The sequence below is a fragment of the Streptomyces sp. NPDC048600 genome, from assembly GCF_055587025.1.
The window spans coordinates 14,952-38,247 of the sequence record NZ_JBVJGZ010000025.1; the positions used below are offsets into that span (position 1 = coordinate 14,952).

Sequence of the window (23,296 nt, forward strand, 5' to 3'; positions counted from 1 at the left end):
TCACGGACACCGCCGCCGCGCCCGTACGGCGTGACCCGTACGGGCGCCGTGAACGGGTGCGCTCCGCCGCTCGCCTCTAGGTTCGAGTCACGAGGCGAGCCGAGGGAGCGCACGTGACCGACACACGGACCCCGCCCACCGAACCGGGCGCCGCCCTGCTGCGCGCGGGACGGTTCTTCCGGGCCGGTACGGCGGCCCCCGATCTGCACAGCATCGGCCTGGTGGGCGGCCGGGAGGCGGACGCCTTCTACCGGGACCGCTGGAGCCACGACAAGGTCGTGAACTCCACGCACGGGGTGAACTGCACCGGCTCGTGCCGCTGGAAGGTGTACGTCAAGGACGGGATCATCACCTGGGAGACCCAGCAGACGGACTATCCGTCGGTGGGCCCCGACCGCCCCGAGTACGAGCCGCGCGGCTGCCCGCGCGGCGCCGCCTTCTCCTGGTACACCTACTCACCCACCCGGGTGCGCTACCCGTACATCCGCGGTGTGCTGCTGGAGATGTACCGCGAGGCGAAGGCGCGGCTGAAGGACCCGGTGCTGGCCTGGGCGGACATCCAGGGCGACCCCGAGCGCCGCGGCCGCTACCAGCGGGCCCGCGGCAAGGGCGGCCTGCTGCGGGCGACCTGGGACGAGGCCGTGGAGCTGGTCGCGGCCGCGCATGTGCACACGATCAAGGAGTACGGCCCGGACCGGATCGCGGGCTTCTCCCCCATCCCCGCCATGTCGATGGTGTCCCACGCGGCGGGCGCCCGCTTCCACTCCCTGATCGGCGCGCCGATGCTGTCGTTCTACGACTGGTACGCGGATCTGCCGGTCGCCTCCCCGCAGGTGTTCGGGGACCAGACGGACGTGCCGGAGTCCGGGGACTGGTGGGACGCGGCGTATCTGATGATGTGGGGCTCCAACGTGCCGGTGACCCGCACCCCGGACGCCCACTGGATGGCGGAGGCCCGCTATCGCGGCCAGAAGGTGGTGGTGGTCGCCCCGGACTACGCGGACAACGCCAAGTTCGCCGACGAGTGGCTGCATCCGCACCCCGGCACGGACGGGGCGCTGGCCCTGGCGATGGGGCATGTGATCCTCAAGGAGTTCTTCGTCGACCGGGAGACGCCGTTCTTCTCGGACTACGTACGGAAGTTCACCGATCTGCCCTTCCTGGTGACGCTCGCCGAGCGGGACGGGGCGTATGTGCCGCACAAGTTCCTGCGGGCCTCCGAGGTGGGGCAGGGCGGGGAGGGCGCGGAGTGGAAGACGGTCGTGCTGGACGAGGTGAGCGGGCGTCCCGAGGTGCCGAACGGCTCGCTGGGCTTCCGCTGGACGGAGTCGGGCAAGGGCCGCTGGAATCTGCAACTCGACGGCATCGAACCGCGGTTGACGCTGCTGGGCGAAGCGGGTGTGGAGGTGCTGCTGCCGCGCTTCGACACCGAGGGCGGTGAGCACGGGCAGGGACGCGGAGAGGTCGTCCGCCGTGGCGTCCCGGCGATGCGGCTGCCCGGCGGCCCGCTGGTGACGACCGTGTTCGACCTGCTCCTCGCGCAGTACGGTGTCGGGCGCCCCGGTCTGCCGGGCACCTGGCCGGCCTCCTACGAGGACGCGTCGGCCCCCGGCACACCCGCCTGGCAGGAGGCGCACACCTCGGTGCCGGCGGCCAGGTGCGTGAAGATCGCCCGGGAGTTCGCGCGGACCGCCGAGCGGTCCAAGGGCCGCTGCATGATCCTGATGGGCGCGGGCACCAACCACTGGTTCCACTCGGAGACCATCTACCGCGCGTTCCTGGCCCTGCTCCAGCTCACCGGCTGCCAGGGCCGCAACGGCGGCGGCTGGGCGCACTACGTGGGCCAGGAGAAGTGCCGCCCGGTGACCGGCTGGGCCACGCTGGCCGCCGCGAGCGACTGGTCCCGCCCGCCGCGCCAGATGATCGGCTCCGGGTACTGGTACCTCAACACCGACCAGTGGCGCTACGACCGGTTCACCGCCGACGTGCTGGCCTCGCCGCTGGGCGAGGGCCGGTTCGAGGGGATGACGGGCGCCGACTGCCTGGCCCTGTCGGCGCGTTCGGGCTGGATGCCGTCGTATCCGACCTTCGACCGCAATCCGCTGGAGCTCGGCGAGACGTTCGGCGACCCGGTCGCCAAGGCGGTGGCCGAACTGCGCGCCGGGACACTGAAGTTCGCGTGCGAGGACCCCGACGCCCCGGAGAACTGGCCGCGCGTGCTGAACCTGTGGCGGGCCAATCTGCTCGGCTCCTCCGCGAAGGGCGCCGAGTACTTCACCCGCCATCTGCTCGGCACCCACTCCTCGCTGCGCGCCGAGGAGGCCGGCGAGGACGTCCGGCCGAGGGATGTGAAGTGGCACGAGCGGGCGCCCGAGGGCAAGCTCGACCTGCTGCTGTCGCTGGACTTCCGGCAGACCTCCTCCACCCTGCTGTCGGACGTCGTCCTGCCGGCCGCGACCTGGTACGAGAAGCACGACCTGTCCAGCACGGACATGCATCCCTACGTCCACTCCTTCACCCCGGCCGTGGACCCGCCCTGGCAGGCGCGCACCGACTTCGACGCCTTCAAGGCCCTCGCCGAGAAGCTGAGCGAGCTGGCCGTGGACCATCTGGGCGTGCGCAAGGACCTGGTGGCCGCGCCGCTCCAGCACGACACCCCGGGGGAGACGGCCCAGCCGGGCGGTGTCGTCAGGGACTGGAAGCGCGGCGAGTGCGACCCGGTGCCGGGGAAGACCATGCCGAACCTGGTGGTGGTGGAGCGCGACTACACCGCGATCGGCGCGAAGTTCGCGGCGCTCGGCCCCCTCGTGGAGCGGCTCGGGCTGCCCGCCAAGGGCATCGCGCTGAAGCCGGACGAGGAGGTCGCCCATCTGCGCGAGCTGAACGGGACCGGGTACGAGGGCCGTCCCTCGCTCGACACGGCCGTGAAGGCGGCGAACACGATCCTCGCGCTGTCCGGCACGACCAACGGCCGGCTCGCCACCCAGGGCTTCCACACGCTGGAGGGCAGGACCGGGCAGGAGATGGCCCATCTGTCCGCCGAGCACGAGGGCAAACGGGTCACCTACGCCGACACCCAGGCGGCTCCGGTGCCGGTGATCACCTCGCCGGAGTGGTCCGGCAGCGAGTCGGGCGGGCGCCGCTACACGGCGTTCACGCTCAACACCGAGCATCTCAAGCCCTGGCACACCCTCACCGGACGCCAGCACTTCTTCCTCGACCACGACTGGATCCATGAACTGGGCGAGGCGCTGCCGGTGTACCGGCCGCCGCTGGACATGAACCGGCTGTTCGGCGAGCCACGGCTCGGGGCGGACGGCCGGCGGGAGGTGACGGTCCGCTACCTCACCCCGCACAACAAGTGGTCCATCCACTCCGAGTACCAGGACAACCTGTTCATGCTGGCGCTGTCCCGGGGCGGCCAGTCCATCTGGATGGCCCCGCAGGACGCGGACGCCATCGGAGTCGAGGACAACGACTGGATCGAGGCGGTCAACCGCAACGGCGTGGTGGTGGCCCGCGCGATCGTCTCGCACCGGATGCCGGCCGGCACGGTCTATATGCACCACGCGCAGGAGCGCACGGTGAACGTGCCGAGGACGGAGACGACCGGGATGCGCGGCGGCATCCACAACTCGCTGACCCGCGTGCTGCTCAAGCCGTCCCATCTCATCGGCGGCTACGCCCAGTTGAGCTGGGCGTTCAACTACCTGGGGCCGACCGGCAACCAGCGCGACGAGGTGACGGTGATCCGCCGTCGTGCCCAGGAGGTCGAGTACTGATGCCCCGTGGTGACGCCCCCATCGGACGCTGCATGGCGCAGGTCGCGATGGTCATGAACCTCGACAAGTGCATCGGCTGCCACACCTGCTCGGTGACCTGCAAGCAGGCATGGACCAACCGGCGCGGCATGGAGTACGTCTGGTTCAACAACGTCGAGACACGGCCCGGCCAGGGCTATCCCCGCCGCTACGAGGACCAGGACACCTGGCGCGGCGGCTGGGAGCTGAACCGGCGCGGCGCGCTGCGGCTGAAGGCGGGCGGCCGGTTCAAGAAGCTCGCCGGGATCTTCTCCAACCCCAAGCTGCCGGAGATCAAGGACTACTACGAGCCCTGGACGTACGAGTACCGCAACCTCACCGACGCCCCGCTCGGCGGGGACTACCCGGTCGCCCGCCCCGTCTCCCAGCTCGACGGCAAGCCGATGAAGATCGAGTGGTCCTCCAACTGGGACGACAGCCTGGGCGGCGCCCCCGCCTACGGCGACCTCGACCCGATGGTGGAGCGGACCCGGCAACAGGCCTCGGACAAGGTGCGGTTCGAGTACGAACAGGCCTTCATGTTCTATCTGCCGCGCATCTGCGAGCACTGTCTCAACCCCTCGTGCGTCGCCTCCTGTCCGTCCGGCGCGATGTACAAGCGCAGCGAGGACGGGATCGTGCTGGTCGACCAGGACCAGTGCCGGGGCTGGCGGATGTGCGTGACCGGATGCCCGTACAAGAAGGTCTACTTCAACCACTCCACCGGCAAGGCCGAGAAGTGCACGATGTGCTACCCGCGCATCGAGGTGGGCCAGCCGACGGTGTGCTCCGAGACCTGTGTGGGCCGGCTGCGCTACATCGGGGTCGTCCTGTACGACGCCGACCGGGTCACGGCGGCCGCCGCCACACCGGACGAGAAGGACCTGTACGAGGCCCAGCTGGACGTGTTCCTCGACCCCGAGGACCCGGTGGTGCGGCGGGCGGCCGAGGAGGCCGGCATCCCCCACGACTGGATCGAGGCGGCCCGCCGCTCGCCTGTGCACACGCTGATCAGCAACTACCGGGTGGCGCTGCCGCTGCACCCGGAGTACCGGACCCTGCCGATGGTCTGGTACATCCCTCCGCTGTCGCCGGTGGTGGACGCGCTCAGCGAGAGCGGGCACGACGGGGAGGACGCGGGCAATCTCTTCGGCGCCATCGACACCCTGCGGATTCCGCTGGAGTACCTGGCGGAGGTGTTCACGGCCGGCGACGTGGGGCCCGTGCGCGCCTCGCTGGAGAAGCTCGCCGCGATGCGCGCCCATATGCGGGCGGTGAACCTGGGCGAGGAGCCCGACCCGTCGGTCGCCGCGGCGGTCGGCATGACGCCGGACGAGATCGAGGAGATGTACCGGCTGCTGGCGATCGCCAAGTACGAGCAGCGGTACGTCATTCCGACCGCGGCCGTGGGCGACGCGCGCCGGCTGGAGGAGTCGGCGCTGCCGGAGGGGTGCAGCCTGGACTACGAGGGCGGGCCGGGCATGGGCGGCGACGGTCCGTTCGGCCAGGACTCCGGCCGCAGACGGCTGCCGCTGGTGTCGGTGGAGAACTTCCACGGCTTGCGCAGGCGGCAGACCTCCGACGACTCCGAGGAGGCCTGATGCCCTCCGACGCCGTGCTGTACCAGGCGGCCGCGCTGTGTCTGACCTACCCGGACGACGACTTCCGGGCGCGGCTGCCGCTGCTGCGCGAAGCCGCCCCGCAACTACGGGAGTTCACCGACCACGCGGCCGTCACCCCGGACCGTGAACTGGCCGAGCACTATGTGCGCGTCTTCGACTTCAAGAACCGGCACAGCCTGTATCTGAGCTGGTGGCAGGACGGGGACACCAGGCGGCGCGGTATGTCGCTGGTGCGGTTCAAGGACGTCTACCGCGCCCACGGACTGGAGTTCACCGGCGAGGAACTGCCCGACTACCTGCCCGCGGTGCTGGAGTTCACCGCCCGCACCGGTGACACCGGCCTGCTGGCCGGGCACCGCAGCGGCCTGGAGCAGCTCCGCTCCCGGCTGACCGCCTTCGGCACCCCGTACGCCCGCGTCCTGGACGCGGTGTGCGCCACGCTGCCGCCCGCACCCGTTGGAGCGCGCCCATGACCGTCTTCCTCTGGGGCGTCGTGCCGTATCTCGCGTTCGCCCTGCTGGTCGCCGGGCTGATCTGGCGCTACCGCTACGACAAGTACGGCTGGACGACCCGCTCCTCGCAGGTCTACGAGTCGAAGCTGCTGAGCATCGCCTCGCCGGCCTTCCACTACGGCATCCTCTTCGTCCTGGTGGGCCATCTCGTCGGGCTGTTCATCCCGATGTCCTGGACGGACGACGTGGGCGTCAGCGAGCACACCTACCATCTGTTCTCGCTGTACGGCGGCACCGCGGCCGGGGTGCTCACGGTCGTCGGGATCGTGCTGCTGATCTACCGGCGCCGCACCAACGCCCCGGTGTTCCGCGCGACGACGGCCAACGACAAGGCCATGTACGTGTTCCTGCTGGGCGCGATCGTGCTCGGCATGGTCGCCAAGCTCTCCCATTCCTCCGGCGACGGCTACAACTACCGCGAGTCCATCGGCCCTTGGGCGCGCAGTCTGTTCACGCTGAGCCCGGACACCGCGCTGATGGCGGACGTGCCGGTGCTGTACCAGGTGCACGCGGCGATCGGCATGGTGCTGATCGCGATGGTGCCGTACACGCGGCTGGTGCATATGTTCAGCGCGCCCGTGCAGTACCTGTTCCGCCCGTACATCGTCTACCGCAGCCGCGACCCGAAGCAGCTCGGGCCGCGGCCGGAGCGGCGGGGCTGGGAGCGCGCGGGGTCCTAGCCGGGCCGGGCACGCGGGGTCGCAGTCCCTCCCGTCGCGTTCCCCCGCCCGTCGGCTCCTGGCCAGGGTCCTAGGCCGCTCCCCCGCGCCGGTCGCGGTCCTCGTCGACGATCTCGGCGTCGACCACGCCGTCCTCGTCCGGCGGGGGCTCGGTGGGCTGTTCGGTGCCGGACGGCTGTCCGGCCCGGGCGTTCGCGTACATGGCCTGGCCCATCCGCTGGCTGACCGAGGCCAGCTTCTCGATGCCGGCGCGCAGGGGGGCGGTGTCGGCGCCCTGGTCCAGCAGGGTCTTGAGGCCTGTGACGGCGGCCTCCACCTCGGCGCGGGTGTCGGCGGGGACCTTGTCGCCGCTGTCGCGCAGGAACCGCTCGGTCTGGTAGACGAGCTGCTCGGCCTGGTTGCGGGCCTCGGCGGCCTCACGGCGGCCCCGGTCCTCCTCGGCGTACTGTTCCGCATCCCGCATCATGCGGTCGATGTCGTCCTTGGGCAGCGCCGAGCCTCCGGTCACGGTCATCTTCTGCTCGCGGCCGGTGGCGAGGTCCTTGGCCGAGACGTGCATGATCCCGTTGGCGTCGATGTCGAACGCGACCTCGATCTGCGGCACGCCCCGCGGCGCGGGCGGCAGCCCTGCGAGGTCGAAGGTGCCGAGCTTCTTGTTGTACGCGGCGATCTCGCGTTCGCCCTGGTAGACCTGGATGCCGACGGAGGGCTGGTTGTCCTCGGCGGTGGTGAAGATCTCCGAACGGCGGGTCGGGATCGTGGTGTTGCGCTCGATCAGCCTCGTCATGATGCCGCCCTTGGTCTCGATGCCCAGGGACAGCGGGGTGACGTCCAGCAGCAGCACGTCCTTGACGTCGCCGCGGATGACACCGGCCTGGAGGGCGGCGCCGACGGCCACGACCTCGTCGGGGTTGACGCCCTTGTGCGGGTCCTTGCCGGTCAGCTCGCGCACCAGGTCGGTGACGGCGGGCATCCGGGTGGAGCCGCCGACCAGGATGACGTGGTCGATCGCGGAGAGCTTGAGGTTCGCGTCCTTCACCGCCTGGTGGAAGGGCTTGCGGCAGCGGTCGAGCAGATCGGCGGTGAGCTCCTGGAACTGGGCGCGGGTGAGCTTCTCCTCCAGGTGCAGGGGGCCTTCGGCGGAGGCGGTGACATAGGGCAGGTTGATGTTGGTCTCGGTGGAGCTGGACAGTTCGATCTTGGCGCGCTCGGCGGCCTCGCGCAGTCGCTGCACGGCCATCTTGTCCCGGCCGAGGTCGACGCCGTGCTGCCCCTGGAAGCGTTTGACCAGGTACTCGACGATCCTCTGGTCCCAGTCGTCGCCGCCGAGGCGGGTGTCGCCGTTGGTGGCCTTGACCTCGATGACGCCGTCGCCGATCTCCAGCAGGGACACGTCGAAGGTGCCGCCGCCCAGGTCGAAGACCAGCACGGTCTGCTCCTCGCCGCGGTCCAGGCCGTAGGCGAGGGCGGCGGCGGTGGGTTCGTTGATGATCCGCAGCACCTTCAGGCCCGCGATCTCCCCGGCCTCCTTGGTCGCCTGCCGCTGGGCGTCGTCGAAGTAGGCGGGGACGGTGATCACGGCGTCGGTGACGTCCTCGCCGAGATAGGCCTCGGCGTCCCGCTTGAGCTTCTGGAGCACCCGGGCCGACAGCTCCTGGGCCCGGTAGCGGGTGCCGTCCACGGAGCCCTGCTCCGGGAAGTGCCACCGGGTGTCGCCCATGTACCGCTTGACCGAGCGCGCGGTGCGCTCGACGTTGGTGACCGCCTGCCGCTTGGCGACCTCCCCGACCAGCACCTCGCCGTTCTTGGCGAAGGCCACCACCGAGGGGGTGGTCCGCGCGCCCTCCGCGTTCGCGACGACGGTTGCCTCACCGCCCTCCAGTACGGCCACCACCGAGTTGGTCGTTCCGAGATCGATCCCGACCGCACGTGCCATCGCCGTCCCCTTCCGCCAGGGCGTCCCCGATCGCCTGCCACCTCCAGCACAAAACTTGAGTGCTTTCTTGTCAATGGGGCATCGGGGGCGCGAGGGGTGGTCAGGGGAGCATCGCGCCGGTCGCGGCCCTGGCGGTCACGGCCCGGCCGGGGGACGGGGCGCGGGCAGGGGTGAGGCTGGCGGGGTGCCCGGAGGGACGGGCGAGGGGGCCGGGGCCGGGTTCCGGTCCGGCCGGTGGCGCAGCCGCAGCCACCCGACGGCGACCAGCAGCACGAAGGGCAGCCAGGCCGTGGTGTACGCCCACCCGTAGACACCGAAGTCGAGGACGGAGCGGGTGTCGTCGACGTCGGAGGCGTTGGCGCCGAAGAAGGCCAGCAGCAGGGTCGGCGGCAGGGCGATCAGCGTGGCCACGGCGAGCAGGCCGGAGACGATGCCGTCGCGGCGCTCCTTCTCGTCGGCGAGGGCGGCGTCATGGCTCGCCGAGCGGGCGGCGATGACGGAGGTGAGCCGCTCGATCATGCGAGCGGAGTTCTCCAGGCTGTCGCGGATGCCGAAGGACTCGCCGAGGGAGGACTGGAAGGCCTCGGTGAGCATCTCAGGGATCAGCAGGGAGTCGACATAGGCCTCCACGCCGAACGCCAGGTCCAGCTGGAGCTCGTTGACGCCCGCCGACAGTTCGGAGATCAGCTCGCGGGCCGCGCGGGGTGAACCGGGAGTCGCCCGCTGGTTGAGCCGCATCATCCCGAACGACTTCAGCCGGGTGCGCTGGAGCACGGCGAGCGCGGACAGCATGCCGACGGCGACCAGGGTGAGGGCGTTCTCCACGTGCGGTGCCCAGCCGGCCTGCACGGACACCCCGCGGCCGTGCGCGGCCAGGGTCACACCCTGGATGTACAGGTTGGGCGGCACGCTGATGTCGGGACGCGGGGCGCCGGGCAGCTTGCCACGGTAGATCAGCTCGTTCAGCGGCTCGGCGAGGGCGTCCTGGCCGGAGCCCGCCGCGGTGAGCAGCTCGGTGAGCAACTGGCCGCCGGGCTGGACGAGTTGGTGGACGTTCTGGCCGAAGGCGAGCGGCTCGGGCAGGTTCAGCCGGGCCTGGATCACGTCGAGCAGGGGCCGCCCGCCGAGGGTGAACGCCGCGCGTTCGAAGCAGGTGGCCGCGAGCCAGGGGGCGAGGGCGGCGGTCGGGGTGTCGACGGCGAAGTCGCAGTCCAGGATCAGGGTGGCGTCCCCGCGCGGGGTCGTGACGACGACCATCCCGGCACCGGCGAGGCGCAGTCCGTGGTCACCGCCCGGCAGTCCCAGGTCCGCCGGGTCGACGGACTCGGCGAGCACCGGCACGGGCAGTACGGCGTCCCCGGAGCGCAGGTGCGGGCCGAACCGTCCGAAGTCCAGCCGGTCGACGAGCCGGCCGACGGCGAGGGCCGGGTCGATCCGCCCGGTCAGGCTGAACAGCAGCCGTACGCGGGTGGCCGTGCGTAAGGCGGAGTCGAGCGCCGTGGTCGAAGCGGAGATGCCCTGGACCATCGCCGAGCCCTTCTCGTGGAAGCGGCGTGCGGCCCGCCGGACCGGCGGGCCGCACGGGAGTCGTCCGGACTCAGGCGAGCTTGGCGTCCAGCGTGATCGGCACGGCCTTCAGGGCCTGGCTGACCGGGCAGTTGGCCTTGGCGTCCTGGGCGGCGGCGACGAAGGCGTCGTTGTCCAGGCCCTCCACCGTGCCCTCCACCGTCAGGTGGATGCCGGTGATGCCCTCGCCGGGCTGGAAGGTGACGTCGGCGGAGGTGACCAGCCTGGTGGGCGGGGTGCCGGCGCCGGCCAGGCCGTGCGACAGCGCCATGGAGAAGCAGCTGGAGTGGGCCGCGGCGATGAGCTCCTCCGGGCTGGTCTTGCCGTTGGCCTGCTCGGCGCGCGACGGCCACGACACCGCCTGCTCGCCGATGCCGGAGGAGTCGAAGGTGACGACGCCGTTGCCCTGGAGCAGGTTGCCTTCCCAGACGGTGTGTGCGGAGCGCGTGGTTGCCACGATTGTTCCTTTCGCAAACTCTGGATGCGGTCCCGCTTCCGGGGTCCCTGCCCCTATCCGATCACATTCCGGCTCAACGCACCCGGAACACCGGCCCACGCGCGGTGAACGGCAACCGGGCGTTCCGGGGAACGAGATAGGCGTGCTCGCGCCGCACCCGCAGGACGTCGCACCAGCCGTCGGTGATCACCAGGACCGGCGCGCCCGGCGGGAAGTCGTCGGCGCGGTGCAGCAGGTCGATCCCCGGCTGCAGGACCGTGCCGCCGCGGCCGCGCACCTGTACGCGTCCGGCGATCTCGGTGACCGGCAGGTAGCCCGCGTCGTGCGGGGCGGCGTCGCAGAACACCATCCGCGCGGCGGGCACATCGCGGGCCTCGGCGTAGGAGGCGATGGCGCCGAGCGCCTTGCCGAGCAGGACCCGGTCCATGGACCCTGAGGTGTCCAGGACGACACCGAACGTGCAGCGCGCGACCTCCTCCGGCGGGAAGTACCGGCCCGCGCGCGGGATGCCGGGCGTGGACGCCTGGCGCCGGGACGGGCGGGCGTAGGACCGCAGCGGCTCGGGGCGGGGCACGAACTCGTCGAACCAGCGGGCGAGTTGCGCGTCCCAGGGCAGCGGCGGATGGCTGAGGGCGCGGATCTCCTCGATCAGGCCGCCGGGCAGGAAACCGCGCTCCTGCCGCTCGTGCAGATCGAGTCCGCGGGCGAGGCCCCGGCGGTAGAACTCGTCGAGGTCGACGTAGTCGCCGGGCGCGCCCAGCGGGCCGCTGAGGATGTCACCGGCGCCCTTGCCGCGCAGGGTGGCGAGCCTGCGGGCCCGGCGCAGGTCGCCCGCGATGCGGTCGTAGACCTCCTCGGCGGACAGACCGGCCAGCTCCGGGTCGTACAGCAGTCCCTCGGGCATGGTGCCGACGCGCATCTCCCGCAGCCAGCCGTTGACGACGTAGTCGCAGGCGATGTTGAACAGCAGGGGGTCGCGGGTGCCGGAGCGGTCCTGGTGGCGCAGGGCGGCGTGCAGCATCTCGTGGCCGAGGACGAACCGCCATTCCTCGTCGTCGTAGCGGCACAGCGGGTTGATGTAGATCTCCCCGGCGAGAGCGTCCACGGCGGCGACGGCGATGCCGTGCGCACGGGCGAACTCGGCGTCGGCGACCAGCTCGATACCGGAGGCGATGCCGCCGAGCAGCGGGTAGGAGGAGACGAACCAGCTCAGGGCCCGCTCCCAGGGCTGCCGGCTGGTGGGGCCGCCGAACATGGAGTCGCGGCGGCCGCCGGCCAGGTCCATGGCGGTGGACAGCGTGCGGGTGAGGGCGTGCGCGAACCGGAGCTGCCAGTCGGGCAGCTGACCGCTCCAGGCACCCCAGGAGACCAGGAGCTGGTCCCGCTCGTCGCGCTGGTAGACGGCGGGCATGCCGTCACGGCGCCACAGCGCGGCGATACGCTCCTCGTCGCCGTCCGGGTAGGCGGTGGGCAGGTTCTCGGGCGGGCTGCCGACCTTGAAGGTCAGCAGGAAGCGGTCGGCGACCGCACAGCGCGCGGCCAGCTCGAAGGGGTCCAGCGGGGTGCGCGGGCCGACCGCGGCGGGGACGTGCCCGAAGCCGAGGTGGATCAGGGCGTGGGCGATGGCCCAGGCCCAGTCGGCGGGTTCGGCGAGCGCGGTGGGGTGCAGATGGATGACGCCGTTGGAGTCGACGCGCGCGAGGCCCTGCCAGGGCGAGGCCTGGCACTCCGGGTCACGGCAGGTCTTGGCCTCCAGCGCGGCCAGCGCCGGGTTGGCCCACACCAGCCGCAGCCCGTCGGCGCACGCCTCGGCGGCCGGGTCCGGCTTGGCCTGCTGCTTCTTGCGCGCGGCACGGCTCATCGCCGGGCCTCGACCAGCCGGGGCATGTCACGGGCGGCCTCGACGAGGAACCAGGCGGGCAGGACGGGGTTGCCGTCGTCGTCGGACGCGATGACGCTCTGGGCGACCTCGACGGAGATCTCGGCGAGCTGCACCAGCAGGGACTTGGCGCGGTAGGCGGTCTGGCGGCCGTTCGCCGACAGATGCTCCTTGGAGTCGGGCAGGTCCTTGACCAGACGGCCGCGGAACGACTCGGCGAGGTAGTACAGCAGGTCACGGTCCTCGACCCGGCCGGGCCAGCGGGCGTCCCCCTTGAGGATCGCCTCGATGCCGAAGCGGCTCCGCACGATCTTGACGTAGCCGCAGAAGGCGGTGGCGTGCCGAGGGGTGAGGGTGCCGTGCGCGAGGACCTTCAGCGTCTCCTCGTCCAGGTGCGCTCCGAAGGAGTGCAGGGCGTCGGAGAGCATGTGCCAGGAGCGCGGGGTGGAGAACGGCTCCTCGGTCTTGGGCGGCTTGGACCACAGATGGTCGGGCCGGTCGGTGAGGTGGTCCAGTATCCAGGGGTGGATGCCGTTGCCGGCCGCCCACACCAGCCAGTCCTTCGGCGAGGCCTCCAGATGCACATGCGTGAGCCGGTTGACCAGCGCGGAGGCGATCGGCCGGGCGAGCGCGTTGTCGGTGGAGCGGTTGCCCGCGCCGATGACGATCGAGCCCTTCGGCAGCTCGTAGGTGCCGATACGGCGGTCCAGGATCAGCGAGTAGAACGCCTTCTGGACGTCCGGCGTGGCCGCGTTGAGCTCGTCGAGGAACAGACAGTACGGCTCGTCGCGGGCGATGGCCTCCGGCGGGCAGAACACCGAGCGCCCGTCGCGGATCTGCGGCACCCCGATCAGGTCCTCGGGCGCGAGCTGCGTGCCCAGCAGGCTCACGCACTCCAGCCCCAGCGACTCGGCGAACTCCCTTACCAGGGAGGACTTTCCGATGCCGGGCGCTCCCCAGAGGAACACCGGCCGCACGGTGGCCAGGCCGAGCAGCAGCTCGGGGACACGGGCGGGGGTGACGGTGACGGCGGCCTGCAACGCGGGCACACTCCTTCTTGCGCCTGAACCGGCGCGTTCTTCGCGCCTGATCCGGCGCCGCTCTGGGGGGCTTGGTTGCTCGCCGTTGAGCTTCTCAATGAGTGGTTACGGTCGTCATCCGATTTTGTCGGCGTGCGCCGTCGGGAACGTCCCCGGTCAGGCGGCCTGATCTTCCGGTGTTGTGTCCAGGGGGATCTGGGGGCCGTCGGTTTCTCGGAGCCAGGCGCGGAGGACGTGGTGCAGCTGCTCCGCGCCGACCAGGTGCTCGCCGTCCGCCACGGGTGGCGAGAGGGCCGTCGGCGACAGCAGGAACGGCCGGCCCTGGTCGCCGCCGAGTCCGCCGTGCGAGCCGATCTGCTCCTCGAAGGCGAGCACCTCGCCGTCGTCCGGGTCGTGGAAGGAGTTGACCATGATGTCGGCGGTGTGCGGGAAGGTGTGCGTGCGCCGGACCGCGTCGGCGGCACCGGGCCCGAAGGGGGCCAGCGGGCCGCGTCCGTCGGCGAGTTCCGCGACCGGGATCTCGGCGCCGTACGCCCCGAGGAGCACGCCGCCGTGCCGCTCGCTGCGCACGAGGAGGAAGCCGACGCCGGGATGGTTGGCGAGGGTCGGCAGCAGCGCCGGGTGGCGGGCGTCGATCTCCTCCTTGGTCATGCGGTGCGCCGCGTCCGGGAAGGAGACCAGGCCGAGGTTGCCGGAGGCCAGCACGATCGGCTCGGTGCGGCGCGCGGACGGGATCGGCTCGGCCCGCTCCTCGACCGGCCGGCGCAGCGCGGCGCGCACCGCCGCGCGGGCCTCGGCGCCGCTGTGGGTGCGACTCGCCCTGCGCGGCACCGGCAGTCCGCAGCCGGCCCGGACGAGGTCGGCGAGGGTCAGGCCGTAGCGGGCGCGGAAGGTCTCGCCGGGGCTCTGGCCGTGGTCGGAGAGCAGGACCAGCCGGTAGGGCCGCGGGGCGTGCTCGGCGACCTTCTCGATCAGCGCGAGCGACCGGTCGAGCCGGGCGAGGACCTTCTCGGCGTCACGGCTGCGCGGTCCGGAGTGGTGGGCGACCTCGTCGTAGGCGACGAGGTCGGCGTAGACGGCGGTGCGGCCGGCGAAGAGGTCGCCGGTGACCGCCGCGACGACGACGTCCCGTTCCACGACGGTGGCGAAGGCGCGGACGAGGGGGTAGAGCCCGCCGCGCCCGACCCTGGGGCGCTGCCGCCGTAGCCGGGCCCGCACGGACTGGCCGGTCTCGCGGCCCACCTCGGCGACGAAGGACAGGGCGGTGCGCACGGCGTTGGCCGGGTCGGAGAAGTAGGCGAAGTACCCGGCGCGCGAGCGGTTCTCGCGGCTGCGCCGGCGTACCGCGATGGACAGCACCAGGGCCTGCTCGTCGGCGCCGCCGCTGAACAGGTTGCCCCGGCTCGCCCCGTCGGCGGTGAGCAGTCCGCCGTCGCCGGTGCGCTCGACCGCGCGGCGCTGGAGCTCGGTGGCGCTGGTGGGCCGGTTGCAGACCATGATGATCCGGCTGTCCTTCTCGTACCAGCGGAAGGCGGGCACGTCGAAGGTGCTGCCGTGCAGGATGCCGAGCTGGCTGGCGCCGGTCTGGCTGGACCAGTCGGTGCGCCAGGGGGTGAGGCGGTGGGTGGCGGGCGAGCCGGGTCCGCCGTTCAGCCAGCGCGCGACGGTCGGCATCAGTCCCTTGTCCACGGCGTCCACGAGCACGTCGTGGCCCACGCCGTCGAGTTGGAGGAAGAGCGTGCCGGGGGTGACCGGGCCGGCCGGCCGGTCTCTTCGGCGGCGGTCGGCGAGCCGGTACAGGCGGCGTCGGTAGGCGTCGTCGTCGCGCACGGCGAGCGCGGCGCCGGTCGCCGAGGCGACCGCGGACATCACGGCGGCCACCACGACCGCGGTCTCCCAGGACGCGCCGCCCTGCTCGGCCGGGTTCAGCCGCAGCGCGACCAGCAGCAGGGCGCCGTTGAGGAAGAACACGAGAAGGCCGAGCACCAGCGCCGGGACGAGCAGCAGCAGCCGTACCAGCAGCGGCCAGACCAGCGCGGACAGCAGACCGAAGGCGCCCGCGCCGAGGGCGGCGGTGACGGCGATGCTGGTGGCGCTGTCGCCGTCGGCGGACTGGAGCTGGAAGTCGGGCAGGATGCCGGCGAGCACGAGCATGGTGAGGGTGGACACGGCCCACACCGCGGTGCTCCGGCCGATCTGGCTCATGACCCGCCGCCAACGCCGTCCCAGCACCCCGCACACCTCACGTCCCGGCCCGTCGCCGCCTCGGGCTCGCTGTCCAGCGTGTCACACCGGTTCGCGGAAACGGTTCGCGAGCAGGGCGGGTGTTGTCCCGCGCGGTGCGGGGAGGGGACTCAGCGGCCGTCGTTCCCGCGGTCGGCCGGCTGTCGTCCCGCGCGATACGGGACGGCGCTCAGCGGCCGTCGTATCCCGCGGTCGGCATCGACAGTCTGCGGTGGACCATCGCCTTCATCCGGGCGTCGTAGGCGGGCTCGGCGCAGTCCACCGTCTCCACGCGCACCCCGCGCCGGGCGCACTCCGCGGTGAACTCCTCCAGGGAGGCGAGCGCCGACTCCAGCACCCGGGGGCTCGGCGCCACGAACAGGTCGAGCCCCGGCCGGACCCCGTCCCACAGGGCGCGGTGGTCGGGCCGCAGCCCCCGCCCGAGCAGCTCGCGCGCGACGACGTAACCGCGCTCGGCCGCCCAGCGGGCGCACATGGCGTGCTGGCCACGGGAGTCCACCAGGAACGGATCGGCCTCCAGCTCCTCCAGCGGCGTCAGGCTCGCGATGGCCGTGACCTGGACGACCCCCTCGTCCGGCAGGCCGAGAACACCCCGCGGCTTTCCCATGGCGTCCCCCTCACCTCCGGGTTTCGCCGCCGACCCTACTCCTGCACGTAGGCTTCGGGGGAGTCGCGCGAAAGGGGCGGAGGAGTGCCGGTGGAGATCACCTGGTGGGGCCACGCCACCTGCACGGTCGCGGACTCGGACATTCGCGTGCTCACCGATCCCCTGTTCGCCCGCAGGCTGGCGCATCTGCGCCGCCGCCGGGGCGCGTTGCCGCCGCCCGGCGCGTGGACGGCGGACGTCGCGCTGGTCTCCCACCTGCACGCCGACCATCTGCATGTGCCGTCGCTGGCGCGCCTCGCGCCCGGCACGCGTCTGCTCGTGCCCCGGGGCGCGCGCCGGTCCGTGCCCACTCTGCGCCGGCTCAGCCACCTGTCCATCAGCGAGATGGCCCCGGGCGACGAGACACGGGTGGGTGACGTGGTGGTGCGGGCCGTGCCCGCCGCGCACGACGGGCGGCGGCTGCCGGTGGGACCGCACCGCTCCCCCGCGCTCGGCTATGTCGTCGAGGGCGAGGGGCGCACCTACTTCGCCGGGGACACCGGCCTGTTCGACACGATGGCCAAGGAGGTCGGGCCGGTCGACGTGGCGCTGCTGCCGGTGGGCGGCTGGGGGCCGTACCTGGGCGACGGGCATCTGGACGCGCGGCGGGCGGCGCAGGCGCTGGCGCTGCTGGGGGCGGGCAGCGCGGTGCCGGTGCACTACGGAACGTACTGGCCGATCGGGATGGACGCCGTGCGGCCGCACGAGTTCCACGCGCCCGGCCAGGAGTTCGTGCGGCTGGCCGCCGAGAGCGCGCCGGACGTGACGGTGCACCGGCTCGGGCACGGGGAACGGGTGCGGGTGGAGGTCGCGGGGTGACCTGGCTCGCGGCGGCCTCGTCGTCCGTCTCGACCGGGTCGGCGCCCCAGGCCATCGGCTATCCCACGCTGTTCCTGCTGGTGCTGGTCGGGGCGCTGGTGCCGGTGGTGCCCACGGGGGCGCTGGTGTCCTCCGCCGCGGTGGTGGCGTTCCATCAGACCGCGCCGTTCTCGCTGGCGCTGGTGTTCGTGACCGCCTCGCTGGCCGCGTTCCTGGGGGACGTGGCGCTGTACTGGCTGGGGCGGCGCGGGATCGGGTCGAGGAACGGCTCGCGGTGGCTGGAGGCGATCCGCTCGCGCGCCCCCGAGGACCGGCTGGAGCGGGCGCAGGGCAAGCTGGCCGAGCACGGGGTGGCCGTGCTGGTGCTGTCGCGGCTGGTGCCGGCCGGTCGGCTGCCGGTGATGCTGGCCTGTCTGCTGGCCGAGTGGCCGCTGCGGAGGTTCGTTCGGGGGAATCTGCCCGCGTGTCTCGCCTGGGCGCTGACGTACCAGCTGATCGGGATTCTGGGCGGGTCGCTGTTCCCCGAGCCGTGGCAGGGTGTCGTCGCGGCGGTCGCGCTGACGCTGCTGATCAGCGTGGTGCCGAGTGTGTGGCGGCGGGTGCGGGCGGGGAGCTGAGGACGCGGGGGCGTCTGCAGAGGGGGATGCGGGCGGGGAGCCGAGGACGAGGGGGCGTCCGCAGGGGGGATGCGGGCGGGGAGCCGAGGACGAGGGGGCGTCCGCAGGGGGTGCGGGATGCTTCAGGCCGCTCCCCCGTCCGCCGCCGCCAGCACCCGTGAGCCGCCGATCGGCAGGTCCCACAGGTCCTCGCGGTCCAGGCCCGCCTTCCGCCATGCCTCCCGCACCCGGGTCAGCGGCTCCAGTACCGGCTCGGCCGACAGGATGAAGGTGCCCCAGTGCATCGGGGCCATCCGGCGGGCGCCCAGGTCCTGGGCCGCCCGGACGGCCTCCTCCGGGTCGCAGTGGACGTCGCTGAGCCACCAGCGGGGGTCGTAGGCGCCGATGGGCAGCAGGGCCAGGTCGATGCCGGGGTAGCGGCGGCCGATGCGGGAGAACCAGTGGCCGTAGCCGGTGTCGCCCGCGAAATGGACGCGCCGGCCCTCGGGCGAGGTGAGGACCCAGCCGCCCCACAGGGACCGGCAGGTGTCGGTGAGGCTGCGCTTGGACCAGTGGTGGGCGGGGACGAAGTCGAAGCGTACGCCGTCGAGTTCGGCGGCCTCCCACCAGTCCAGCTCGGTGACGGTGGTGAAACGGCGGCGGTGGAACCAGCGGCCGAGCCCCGCGGGCACGAACACCGGGGTGCGGCGCGGGAGCCGGGCCAGCGTGGGCGCGTCGAGATGGTCGTAGTGGTTGTGGCTGATGACGACCGCGTCGACGCGCGGCAGGGCGTTCCAGGGGATGCCCACGGGCGTGATCCGGGCGGGGGTGCCGAGGATACGGCGGGACCAGACCGGGTCGGTGAGGACGGTCAGGCCCCCGATCCGCAGCACCCAACTGGCGTGTCCCGCCCAGGAGACGGCGACGGCGCGGGCGTCGACGCGGGGCAGGGGGCCGGGTTCGAAGGGCAGCCGGGGGATGTCGGCGAAGCCCTCGCGACGGGGGCGCACGGAGCCCTCGCGGGCGAAGCGGGCCAGTGCCTTGAGGCCGGGCAGCGGGGCGGTGAGCCGGTCGTGGAAGGTGCGCGGCCAGACCCGGCGGCCGCCCAGGGGCCTGGGTTCGGCCAGCGGCGGAAAGGGCGGGGCGAGGGGGGATTCGGTCAGGGGTGACACGGCGGCAGGGGTCTCCCGGGTGTCCGCCGACGAGGCGGCACTCGTGGTGGTCGACTCGGACTGCTGCGTCATCGAGGCGGCTCCCGTCGCCGGGCGTCGTCGCGGAGTTCGTCGAGGACCGTGGTCACCTTGGCCAACGCGGCTTGCGCGTGCGGCAGTTCCAGCGGCATGGGGGAATCGAGGCTGCGCGCCCGCTCCTCGGCGGTGCCGCCGAGGAGCGGGCCGGTGGCGAGCCGGACGCGCAGGGCGGCCAGGTCGTCCCCGAAGCGCTGCCCGCCGGGCGCGGACATGCCGAGCCGGGCGGAGAGGAAGTCCTCCAGTTCCTGCGCGTCGCCCACACCGCGCGCGGACAGGGCGGCGCGCAGCGGGCCGAGGTCGGCGTAGAGATGGCGGCCGGCCTGCGGCGGCCGGGCGAGGGCACCGGCCCCGACGACGGCGGAGTGCAGCTCGGCGGCCACGCGCGCGTGCAGCCGTACGGCGGCCGTGACGCGCTCGGTGACGGGCTCGGGCTCGCCGAGGGCGTAGGCGGCCGCGGCGGCGACGGGTCCGGCCACCCGGGCGCCGAGGGCGGTGAGGACGTCGAGCACGCGCGCGTGCAGGGCGGCGCCGTCGGGCCCGGCGGGGAAGCGGGCGACGGCGGCCGGCCAGCCGGGGGGCAGCAGGGCGCCCGCGAGGTCGGTCACGACGACGACCCGGGCCGGGAGCATCTCGGCGGGGCTGAGCAGGACGGTGGCGGTGGGGTCGTGCAGGGTGTCGCGCCAGGTCTCGTCGCTGACCAGGTACAGCCCCTCGCCGGCGGCGGCCTCGACAGCCTCGTGCACCACCTCGGGCGGGGCCACCGTGCCGGTGGGGTCGTCGGCGACGGACAGCACCAGCAGCCGCGGGTCGCCGCCCTCCTCGCGCACCCGGCGGACGGTCTCCAGCAGGGCGTAGGGGTCGGGGACGCCGCCGCACTCGGCGGGGGTCGCCACATGGAAGGCGGGTCTGCCGAGCAGCCGGGCGTAGGGGGCCCACCAGGCGGCGCAGGGCCGGGGCACGAGCACGTCGCCGCCGAGCGCGGCGGTCAGCGCGAGCAGCAGCGAGGGGGCGCCGGGGCCCGCCGTGACGTGTTCGGGCGCGGTCTCGAGGCTGCGCCGGTCCCAGTAGCCGCAGGCGGCCTCCAGCAGGTGCTGTCCGCCGCCGACCGGTTCGGCGCCGCCGAGGCCGGCCGCCGCCGCGAGGACGGCGCACAGCTCGGGCAGGACCGGAAGCCCGTCGTCGGGCAGCGGGGGCCCGTACCGGACGGGCCCGTGTCCTTCCGTGTCCGTCCGCCGCATGCCCGCCTCCGTGTGCCGCTGCCGTGTCGTCTGCCTGCCGTGCCGCTCGACGGGGCCGGGCCGCGGGTCCGGTGTGCCGTACGGGGCGCCGTAGGTCTCTCGGGGTGGTGCGTACCCGGGCGGGGGCCGGTCAGGCGTCCCGGGCGGGGGCCTTGCGGCGCAGCCGGTACACGGCGCCGCCGAGGGCGGCCGCGATGAACACGCCGCCGGCGGCCAGGGCCGGGACGGAGTCGGTGAAGGTGCCGCCCTCGCCGGCCCGTACACCGCGCTGGACCGGCGGCGCGGGCGGGCAGGTGCCGGTGTGCGAGTCGGTGCAGGGCTCGGGCGGGCAGTCGTCGGTGTGGGAGCCGCCGGGGCAGGGCTCGGGCGGGCAGACGGAGCCGTGGGAGCCGCCGGTGCAGGGCGGTTCGGGCCCTTCACGGGTGACTGTGAAAGTGGCGCTCCAGGGCTTGCCCTGGCCGCCGGGCGCGGCCGGGCAGGTGCCCTCGACGGTCCAGGCGGTGTCCGGTCCGGCGCCGGCGGGTTCGCTCTCCAGGGCGGCGGCGGGCGCGATCGCGGCGGTGCCGCGGTAGGCGGGGCCGGCGGCCGCGCCGAGGTCGCCGGGGATCAGGTTGAGCGCGACGGTGCCCTCCTCGAAGGCCTCGGACGTGGCGTCCAGGCTCTGCGGCGGGCTCCCGCCCCCGGGGTCGCAGGTGACGGAGACGGTGACGGTGGCGCCGGGCCGGGCGGAGGCGGGGTTCAGCTCGGCGGCCGGGTCGGCCCACACCAGCGGGGCAGCACCGGCCAGGACGGCGCCGGTGAGGGCGGCGACGGAAAGGACTCGGGCGGTGCGGCGCATACGAAGGGCTCCTCGGCCTGCGGCTGCGGGGCGCGGCGTTCGCGCCCCGCAGTCATCACAGCCCGCCCCGTCGTGCCCCGCGCGCGGCCGGGCACCATCAGTGGGACACACGCGCCCGACCGGGTGAATCGGCGTGTGTCTTACGCCGCGTCGCGCATCACCTGGTCGCGCAGACGGGTGCAGCAGCGGCTGATCAGCCGGGAGACGTGCATCTGGGAGATGCCGAGCTCCTCGGCGATCCGGCTCTGCGTCATGTCGTCGAAGAAGCGCATGTAGAGGATGGCCCGCTCCCGCTCGGGCAGGGCGGCCAGCCGCGGTCTGACGGCCTCGCGGTCGACGACCGTGTCGAGGGCGGGGTCGGGCGAGCCCAGGGCGTCACCGAGGCGGGGGCCGTCCTCGCCGCCGGGCGGGGCGGCGTCGAGCGACAGGGCGTTGAAGCTCTCCAGTGCCTCCAGCCCTGCCTTGACCTCGTCCTCGCCGAGGCCGGTGTGCCCGGCGAGCTCGGCGAGCGTGGGGGTACGGCCGGAGCGGCCGAGGTCCTGTACGGCGAGCCGGACCCGGTTGCGCAGGTCCTGGACCCGGCGCGGCACGTGCAGGGTCCACATGTGGTCGCGGAAGTGGCGCTTGAGCTCGCCGGTGATGGTGGGCACGGCGTAGCTCTCGAAGGCGTGGCCGCGCGCGGGGTCGTACCGGTCGACGGCCTTGACCAGGCCGAGTGCCGCGACCTGGCGCAGGTCCTCGTAGGACTCGCCGCGGCTGCGGAAGCGTCCGGCGAGACGGTCGGCCATGGGCAGCCAGGCCTCGGTGATCTCCTTGCGCAACGTGTCGCGGCGCGGGCCCGGAGGCAGTCCGGCGAGGGTGCGGAAGGCCCCTGCGGTGTCGGGGGCGTCGTCGTGCGGGTGGTGCTTCGGGGGTGCTGTGGTTCGCATGATGCGTCGCAACTCCCTTGCGGGTGTGCTGGATGGGACGGTCACCGTGACGAGCCGTCCGCGGGCCCGGCAGGACGCGCGCGGGCAGGCGGACTCGCTCCCACGGACGTGCCTCCGGTCCGAAGCACTGTGTGTCCGCCTGCCCGCGCGCCGTGGTCGCAAACGTCGCGATTCAGGGCGTGGACGCGGGAGTCTGCGCCGGAGTCCGCGTGGCGGGGGGTGCGGCGGCGGGCTCCTGGGGCAGCAGCAGGTCCTCGTACCAGCCGAGCGCCAGCAGGACGCCGAGCAGGAGAACCGGGATCAGCACCGCGAGTACAGCCATGGGCATTCCTTCCCCAGGGGTTTCCGTGGGGGGTGTGCGGGCCGGGTCTCCCGGGATCCGTGGGGCAAACCCCGGTGTCGCGCGGGCCCGGCCGGGTACGCGGTCGGCGACCGCCGACGAAATGGAGGAGTTCCGTCATGCAACGAGGCAGCGACCGGATGAGCGCGAGCCGCGACGACGAGATGAAGCACCAGCTCAAGGAGCTGCTCAGGTCGGGTCGCCCCACGCGGGTGGAGGAGTGGCACGATCCGGAGCCCGTCGCCGAGGACGATCCGCGGCTGGCCGGCGGACCCGTGGCCCCGGCGTCGACGCCCGAGGCGCGTCTGGAGCTGGGCCGGGTGCTGGGGCGCTCCGCGTTCCCCGCGGGGCCGCGGGAGCTGATCGGCGTGCTCCGTGACCGGCACGCCCCGGACGCCCTGGTCGAACCTCTGTACGACCTTCCCCGTTCGGCCCGCTACCGCAACGTCCAGGAGCTCGCGGAGGCCCTGACCGGCGGCGAGGGGGCACACGGAGGCCGCGGACGCTGACCCGCCCGCGGCGGCCTGCCACAGCAGCGGGTACGGCGCCCGGGGACGTCACCGGGCGCCGTACCCGCCGGGTGTCAGGTGCCGGCGCCGTCCGACCCGGGGCCCCACTTGCCCACCGGTGTGCCCGTCGCACGGCCCGCCGTGACCCGGTCGCGGGCGCCGTCGCGGGTGCGGCTCGCGATGACGGACCGGCCCGGGTTGCGGCGCAGGTACTCGCCCTCCAGCTGGGCCATCCGCTCGTTGTGGACGCGCAGGGCGTCGTTCGAGCCGTACAGCAGGGTGTCGTGGCGGGTGCGGTGGATCGTCGCCAGCTCCTTCATGAGTTGCTGGTCGTCCAGCCGGCCCGGGTCGACTCCGGTCATGGTGGTGCCCCGCTCGTCGTGGTCGTCCATGTG

20 protein-coding genes are annotated in these 23,296 nt (G+C 73.2%); 7 read left to right on the forward strand and 13 right to left on the reverse strand.

Annotation, left to right across the window (positions count from 1 at the left end; all coding sequences use genetic code 11):
- Positions 1 to 113 precede the first annotated feature (113 nt).
- The 4 genes from ACZ6SQ_RS28565 to narI are packed head-to-tail and all read left to right on the forward strand — an operon-like array spanning position 114 to position 6,614.
- Positions 114 to 3,782 (forward strand): nitrate reductase subunit alpha, encoded by a 3,669-nt coding sequence (locus tag ACZ6SQ_RS28565; RefSeq protein WP_469567003.1) that lies wholly within the window; start codon positions 114 to 116, stop codon positions 3,780 to 3,782.
- Complete coding sequence (narH, locus tag ACZ6SQ_RS28570) at positions 3,782 to 5,401, forward strand: nitrate reductase subunit beta (protein ID WP_469567005.1); 1,620 nt, start codon at positions 3,782 to 3,784, stop codon at positions 5,399 to 5,401. Before ACZ6SQ_RS28565 ends, narH begins: the two co-directional genes overlap by 1 nt.
- On the forward strand, positions 5,401 to 5,895 hold the full coding sequence (gene narJ, locus ACZ6SQ_RS28575; protein WP_469567010.1) for a nitrate reductase molybdenum cofactor assembly chaperone: 495 nt from the start codon (positions 5,401 to 5,403) through the stop codon (positions 5,893 to 5,895). The genes narH and narJ overlap by 1 nt, the downstream gene beginning before the upstream one ends.
- A complete protein-coding gene (gene narI, locus ACZ6SQ_RS28580) occupies positions 5,892 to 6,614 on the forward strand; it encodes a respiratory nitrate reductase subunit gamma (RefSeq protein WP_469567013.1) in 723 nt (240 codons plus the stop codon). The genes narJ and narI overlap by 4 nt, the downstream gene beginning before the upstream one ends.
- A 70-nt stretch (positions 6,615 to 6,684) precedes the next feature.
- Here narI and dnaK read toward each other — a convergent pair whose 3' ends face one another.
- The 7 genes from dnaK to ACZ6SQ_RS28615 all read right to left on the reverse strand — a co-directional run bounded on the left by dnaK (position 6,685) and on the right by ACZ6SQ_RS28615 (position 16,343).
- The gene (gene dnaK / locus ACZ6SQ_RS28585; RefSeq protein ID WP_469567015.1) at positions 6,685 to 8,550 is read right to left on the reverse strand and encodes a molecular chaperone DnaK; all 1,866 of its coding nucleotides are present in this window, start codon (positions 8,548 to 8,550) and stop codon (positions 6,685 to 6,687) included.
- A gap of 135 nt (positions 8,551 to 8,685) precedes the next feature.
- Positions 8,686 to 10,077: a hypothetical protein gene (locus tag ACZ6SQ_RS28590; protein ID WP_469567018.1), complete on the reverse strand. Its 1,392-nt coding sequence runs from the start codon at positions 10,075 to 10,077 to the stop codon at positions 8,686 to 8,688.
- 70 nt (positions 10,078 to 10,147) lie between these two features.
- The gene (locus ACZ6SQ_RS28595) at positions 10,148 to 10,573 is read right to left on the reverse strand and encodes an OsmC family protein (RefSeq protein ID WP_469567020.1); all 426 of its coding nucleotides are present in this window, start codon (positions 10,571 to 10,573) and stop codon (positions 10,148 to 10,150) included.
- A gap of 73 nt (positions 10,574 to 10,646) precedes the next feature.
- Positions 10,647 to 12,434 (reverse strand): vWA domain-containing protein, encoded by a 1,788-nt coding sequence (locus ACZ6SQ_RS28600; protein WP_469567022.1) that lies wholly within the window; start codon positions 12,432 to 12,434, stop codon positions 10,647 to 10,649.
- Positions 12,431 to 13,492 carry an ATP-binding protein gene (locus ACZ6SQ_RS28605; protein WP_469567190.1) on the reverse strand — a complete coding sequence of 354 codons (1,062 nt, stop codon included), beginning with the start codon at positions 13,490 to 13,492 and terminating at the stop codon, positions 12,431 to 12,433. The genes ACZ6SQ_RS28600 and ACZ6SQ_RS28605 overlap by 4 nt, the downstream gene beginning before the upstream one ends.
- Before the next feature lie 156 nt (positions 13,493 to 13,648).
- A complete protein-coding gene (locus tag ACZ6SQ_RS28610) occupies positions 13,649 to 15,697 on the reverse strand; it encodes a phage holin family protein (protein ID WP_469567193.1) in 2,049 nt (682 codons plus the stop codon).
- 208 nt (positions 15,698 to 15,905) lie between these two features.
- The gene (locus ACZ6SQ_RS28615; protein WP_469567024.1) at positions 15,906 to 16,343 is read right to left on the reverse strand and encodes a hypothetical protein; all 438 of its coding nucleotides are present in this window, start codon (positions 16,341 to 16,343) and stop codon (positions 15,906 to 15,908) included.
- A gap of 84 nt (positions 16,344 to 16,427) precedes the next feature.
- Between ACZ6SQ_RS28615 and ACZ6SQ_RS28620 the strand changes: the two genes are divergently transcribed.
- Positions 16,428 to 17,201: an MBL fold metallo-hydrolase gene (locus ACZ6SQ_RS28620; protein WP_469567026.1), complete on the forward strand. Its 774-nt coding sequence runs from the start codon at positions 16,428 to 16,430 to the stop codon at positions 17,199 to 17,201.
- Positions 17,198 to 17,818 (forward strand): DedA family protein, encoded by a 621-nt coding sequence (locus ACZ6SQ_RS28625; RefSeq protein WP_389321240.1) that lies wholly within the window; start codon positions 17,198 to 17,200, stop codon positions 17,816 to 17,818. Before ACZ6SQ_RS28620 ends, ACZ6SQ_RS28625 begins: the two co-directional genes overlap by 4 nt.
- A 122-nt stretch (positions 17,819 to 17,940) precedes the next feature.
- Here the strand turns inward: ACZ6SQ_RS28625 and ACZ6SQ_RS28630 are convergent, their stop codons facing one another.
- The 5 genes from ACZ6SQ_RS28630 to ACZ6SQ_RS28650 all read right to left on the reverse strand — a co-directional run bounded on the left by ACZ6SQ_RS28630 (position 17,941) and on the right by ACZ6SQ_RS28650 (position 22,374).
- Entirely contained in the window at positions 17,941 to 19,041 is a 1,101-nt protein-coding gene (locus ACZ6SQ_RS28630; protein WP_469567029.1) for an MBL fold metallo-hydrolase, read from the reverse strand.
- The gene (locus ACZ6SQ_RS28635; RefSeq protein ID WP_469567031.1) at positions 19,038 to 20,285 is read right to left on the reverse strand and encodes an aminotransferase class I/II-fold pyridoxal phosphate-dependent enzyme; all 1,248 of its coding nucleotides are present in this window, start codon (positions 20,283 to 20,285) and stop codon (positions 19,038 to 19,040) included. Before ACZ6SQ_RS28635 ends, ACZ6SQ_RS28630 begins: the two co-directional genes overlap by 4 nt.
- Before the next feature lie 130 nt (positions 20,286 to 20,415).
- Positions 20,416 to 21,123: a hypothetical protein gene (locus ACZ6SQ_RS28640; protein ID WP_469567033.1), complete on the reverse strand. Its 708-nt coding sequence runs from the start codon at positions 21,121 to 21,123 to the stop codon at positions 20,416 to 20,418.
- A 140-nt stretch (positions 21,124 to 21,263) separates the two neighbouring features.
- A complete protein-coding gene (locus ACZ6SQ_RS28645; protein WP_469567035.1) occupies positions 21,264 to 22,052 on the reverse strand; it encodes an RNA polymerase sigma factor SigF in 789 nt (262 codons plus the stop codon).
- A gap of 172 nt (positions 22,053 to 22,224) precedes the next feature.
- On the reverse strand, positions 22,225 to 22,374 hold the full coding sequence (locus tag ACZ6SQ_RS28650) for a hypothetical protein (RefSeq protein WP_469567037.1): 150 nt from the start codon (positions 22,372 to 22,374) through the stop codon (positions 22,225 to 22,227).
- A gap of 137 nt (positions 22,375 to 22,511) precedes the next feature.
- On the opposite strand from ACZ6SQ_RS28650, the gene ACZ6SQ_RS28655 reads away from it, so the two are divergent.
- Entirely contained in the window at positions 22,512 to 22,901 is a 390-nt protein-coding gene (locus ACZ6SQ_RS28655) for a DUF2795 domain-containing protein (protein ID WP_389321253.1), read from the forward strand.
- A gap of 74 nt (positions 22,902 to 22,975) precedes the next feature.
- Here the strand turns inward: ACZ6SQ_RS28655 and ACZ6SQ_RS28660 are convergent, their stop codons facing one another.
- The gene (locus tag ACZ6SQ_RS28660) at positions 22,976 to 23,293 is read right to left on the reverse strand and encodes a DUF6158 family protein (RefSeq protein WP_469567040.1); all 318 of its coding nucleotides are present in this window, start codon (positions 23,291 to 23,293) and stop codon (positions 22,976 to 22,978) included.
- Positions 23,294 to 23,296 lie beyond the last annotated feature (3 nt).

Excerpts from the sequence above, each read along its gene's own strand:
- ACZ6SQ_RS28655 (WP_389321253.1), top strand. The coding sequence starts at position 22,512 with ATGCAACGAGGCAGCGACCGGATGAGCGCGAGCCGCGACGACGAGATG.
- ACZ6SQ_RS28630 (WP_469567029.1), bottom strand. The coding sequence starts at position 19,041 with ATGACGCAGCAGTCCGAGTCGACCACCACGAGTGCCGCCTCGTCGGCG.
- ACZ6SQ_RS28600 (WP_469567022.1), bottom strand. The coding sequence starts at position 12,434 with ATGAGCCGTGCCGCGCGCAAGAAGCAGCAGGCCAAGCCGGACCCGGCC.
- ACZ6SQ_RS28590 (WP_469567018.1), bottom strand. The coding sequence starts at position 10,077 with ATGGTCCAGGGCATCTCCGCTTCGACCACGGCGCTCGACTCCGCCTTA.
- dnaK (WP_469567015.1), bottom strand. The coding sequence starts at position 8,550 with ATGGCACGTGCGGTCGGGATCGATCTCGGAACGACCAACTCGGTGGTG.
- ACZ6SQ_RS28650 (WP_469567037.1), bottom strand. The coding sequence starts at position 22,374 with ATGGCTGTACTCGCGGTGCTGATCCCGGTTCTCCTGCTCGGCGTCCTG.
- narJ (WP_469567010.1), top strand. The coding sequence starts at position 5,401 with ATGCCCTCCGACGCCGTGCTGTACCAGGCGGCCGCGCTGTGTCTGACC.
- ACZ6SQ_RS28645 (WP_469567035.1), bottom strand. The coding sequence starts at position 22,052 with ATGCGAACCACAGCACCCCCGAAGCACCACCCGCACGACGACGCCCCC.
- ACZ6SQ_RS28615 (WP_469567024.1), bottom strand. The coding sequence starts at position 16,343 with ATGGGAAAGCCGCGGGGTGTTCTCGGCCTGCCGGACGAGGGGGTCGTC.
- narH (WP_469567005.1), top strand. The coding sequence starts at position 3,782 with ATGCCCCGTGGTGACGCCCCCATCGGACGCTGCATGGCGCAGGTCGCG.
- ACZ6SQ_RS28610 (WP_469567193.1), bottom strand. The coding sequence starts at position 15,697 with ATGAGCCAGATCGGCCGGAGCACCGCGGTGTGGGCCGTGTCCACCCTC.
- ACZ6SQ_RS28660 (WP_469567040.1), bottom strand. The coding sequence starts at position 23,293 with ATGGACGACCACGACGAGCGGGGCACCACCATGACCGGAGTCGACCCG.
- ACZ6SQ_RS28635 (WP_469567031.1), bottom strand. The coding sequence starts at position 20,285 with ATGCGGCGGACGGACACGGAAGGACACGGGCCCGTCCGGTACGGGCCC.
- narI (WP_469567013.1), top strand. The coding sequence starts at position 5,892 with ATGACCGTCTTCCTCTGGGGCGTCGTGCCGTATCTCGCGTTCGCCCTG.
- ACZ6SQ_RS28640 (WP_469567033.1), bottom strand. The coding sequence starts at position 21,123 with ATGCGCCGCACCGCCCGAGTCCTTTCCGTCGCCGCCCTCACCGGCGCC.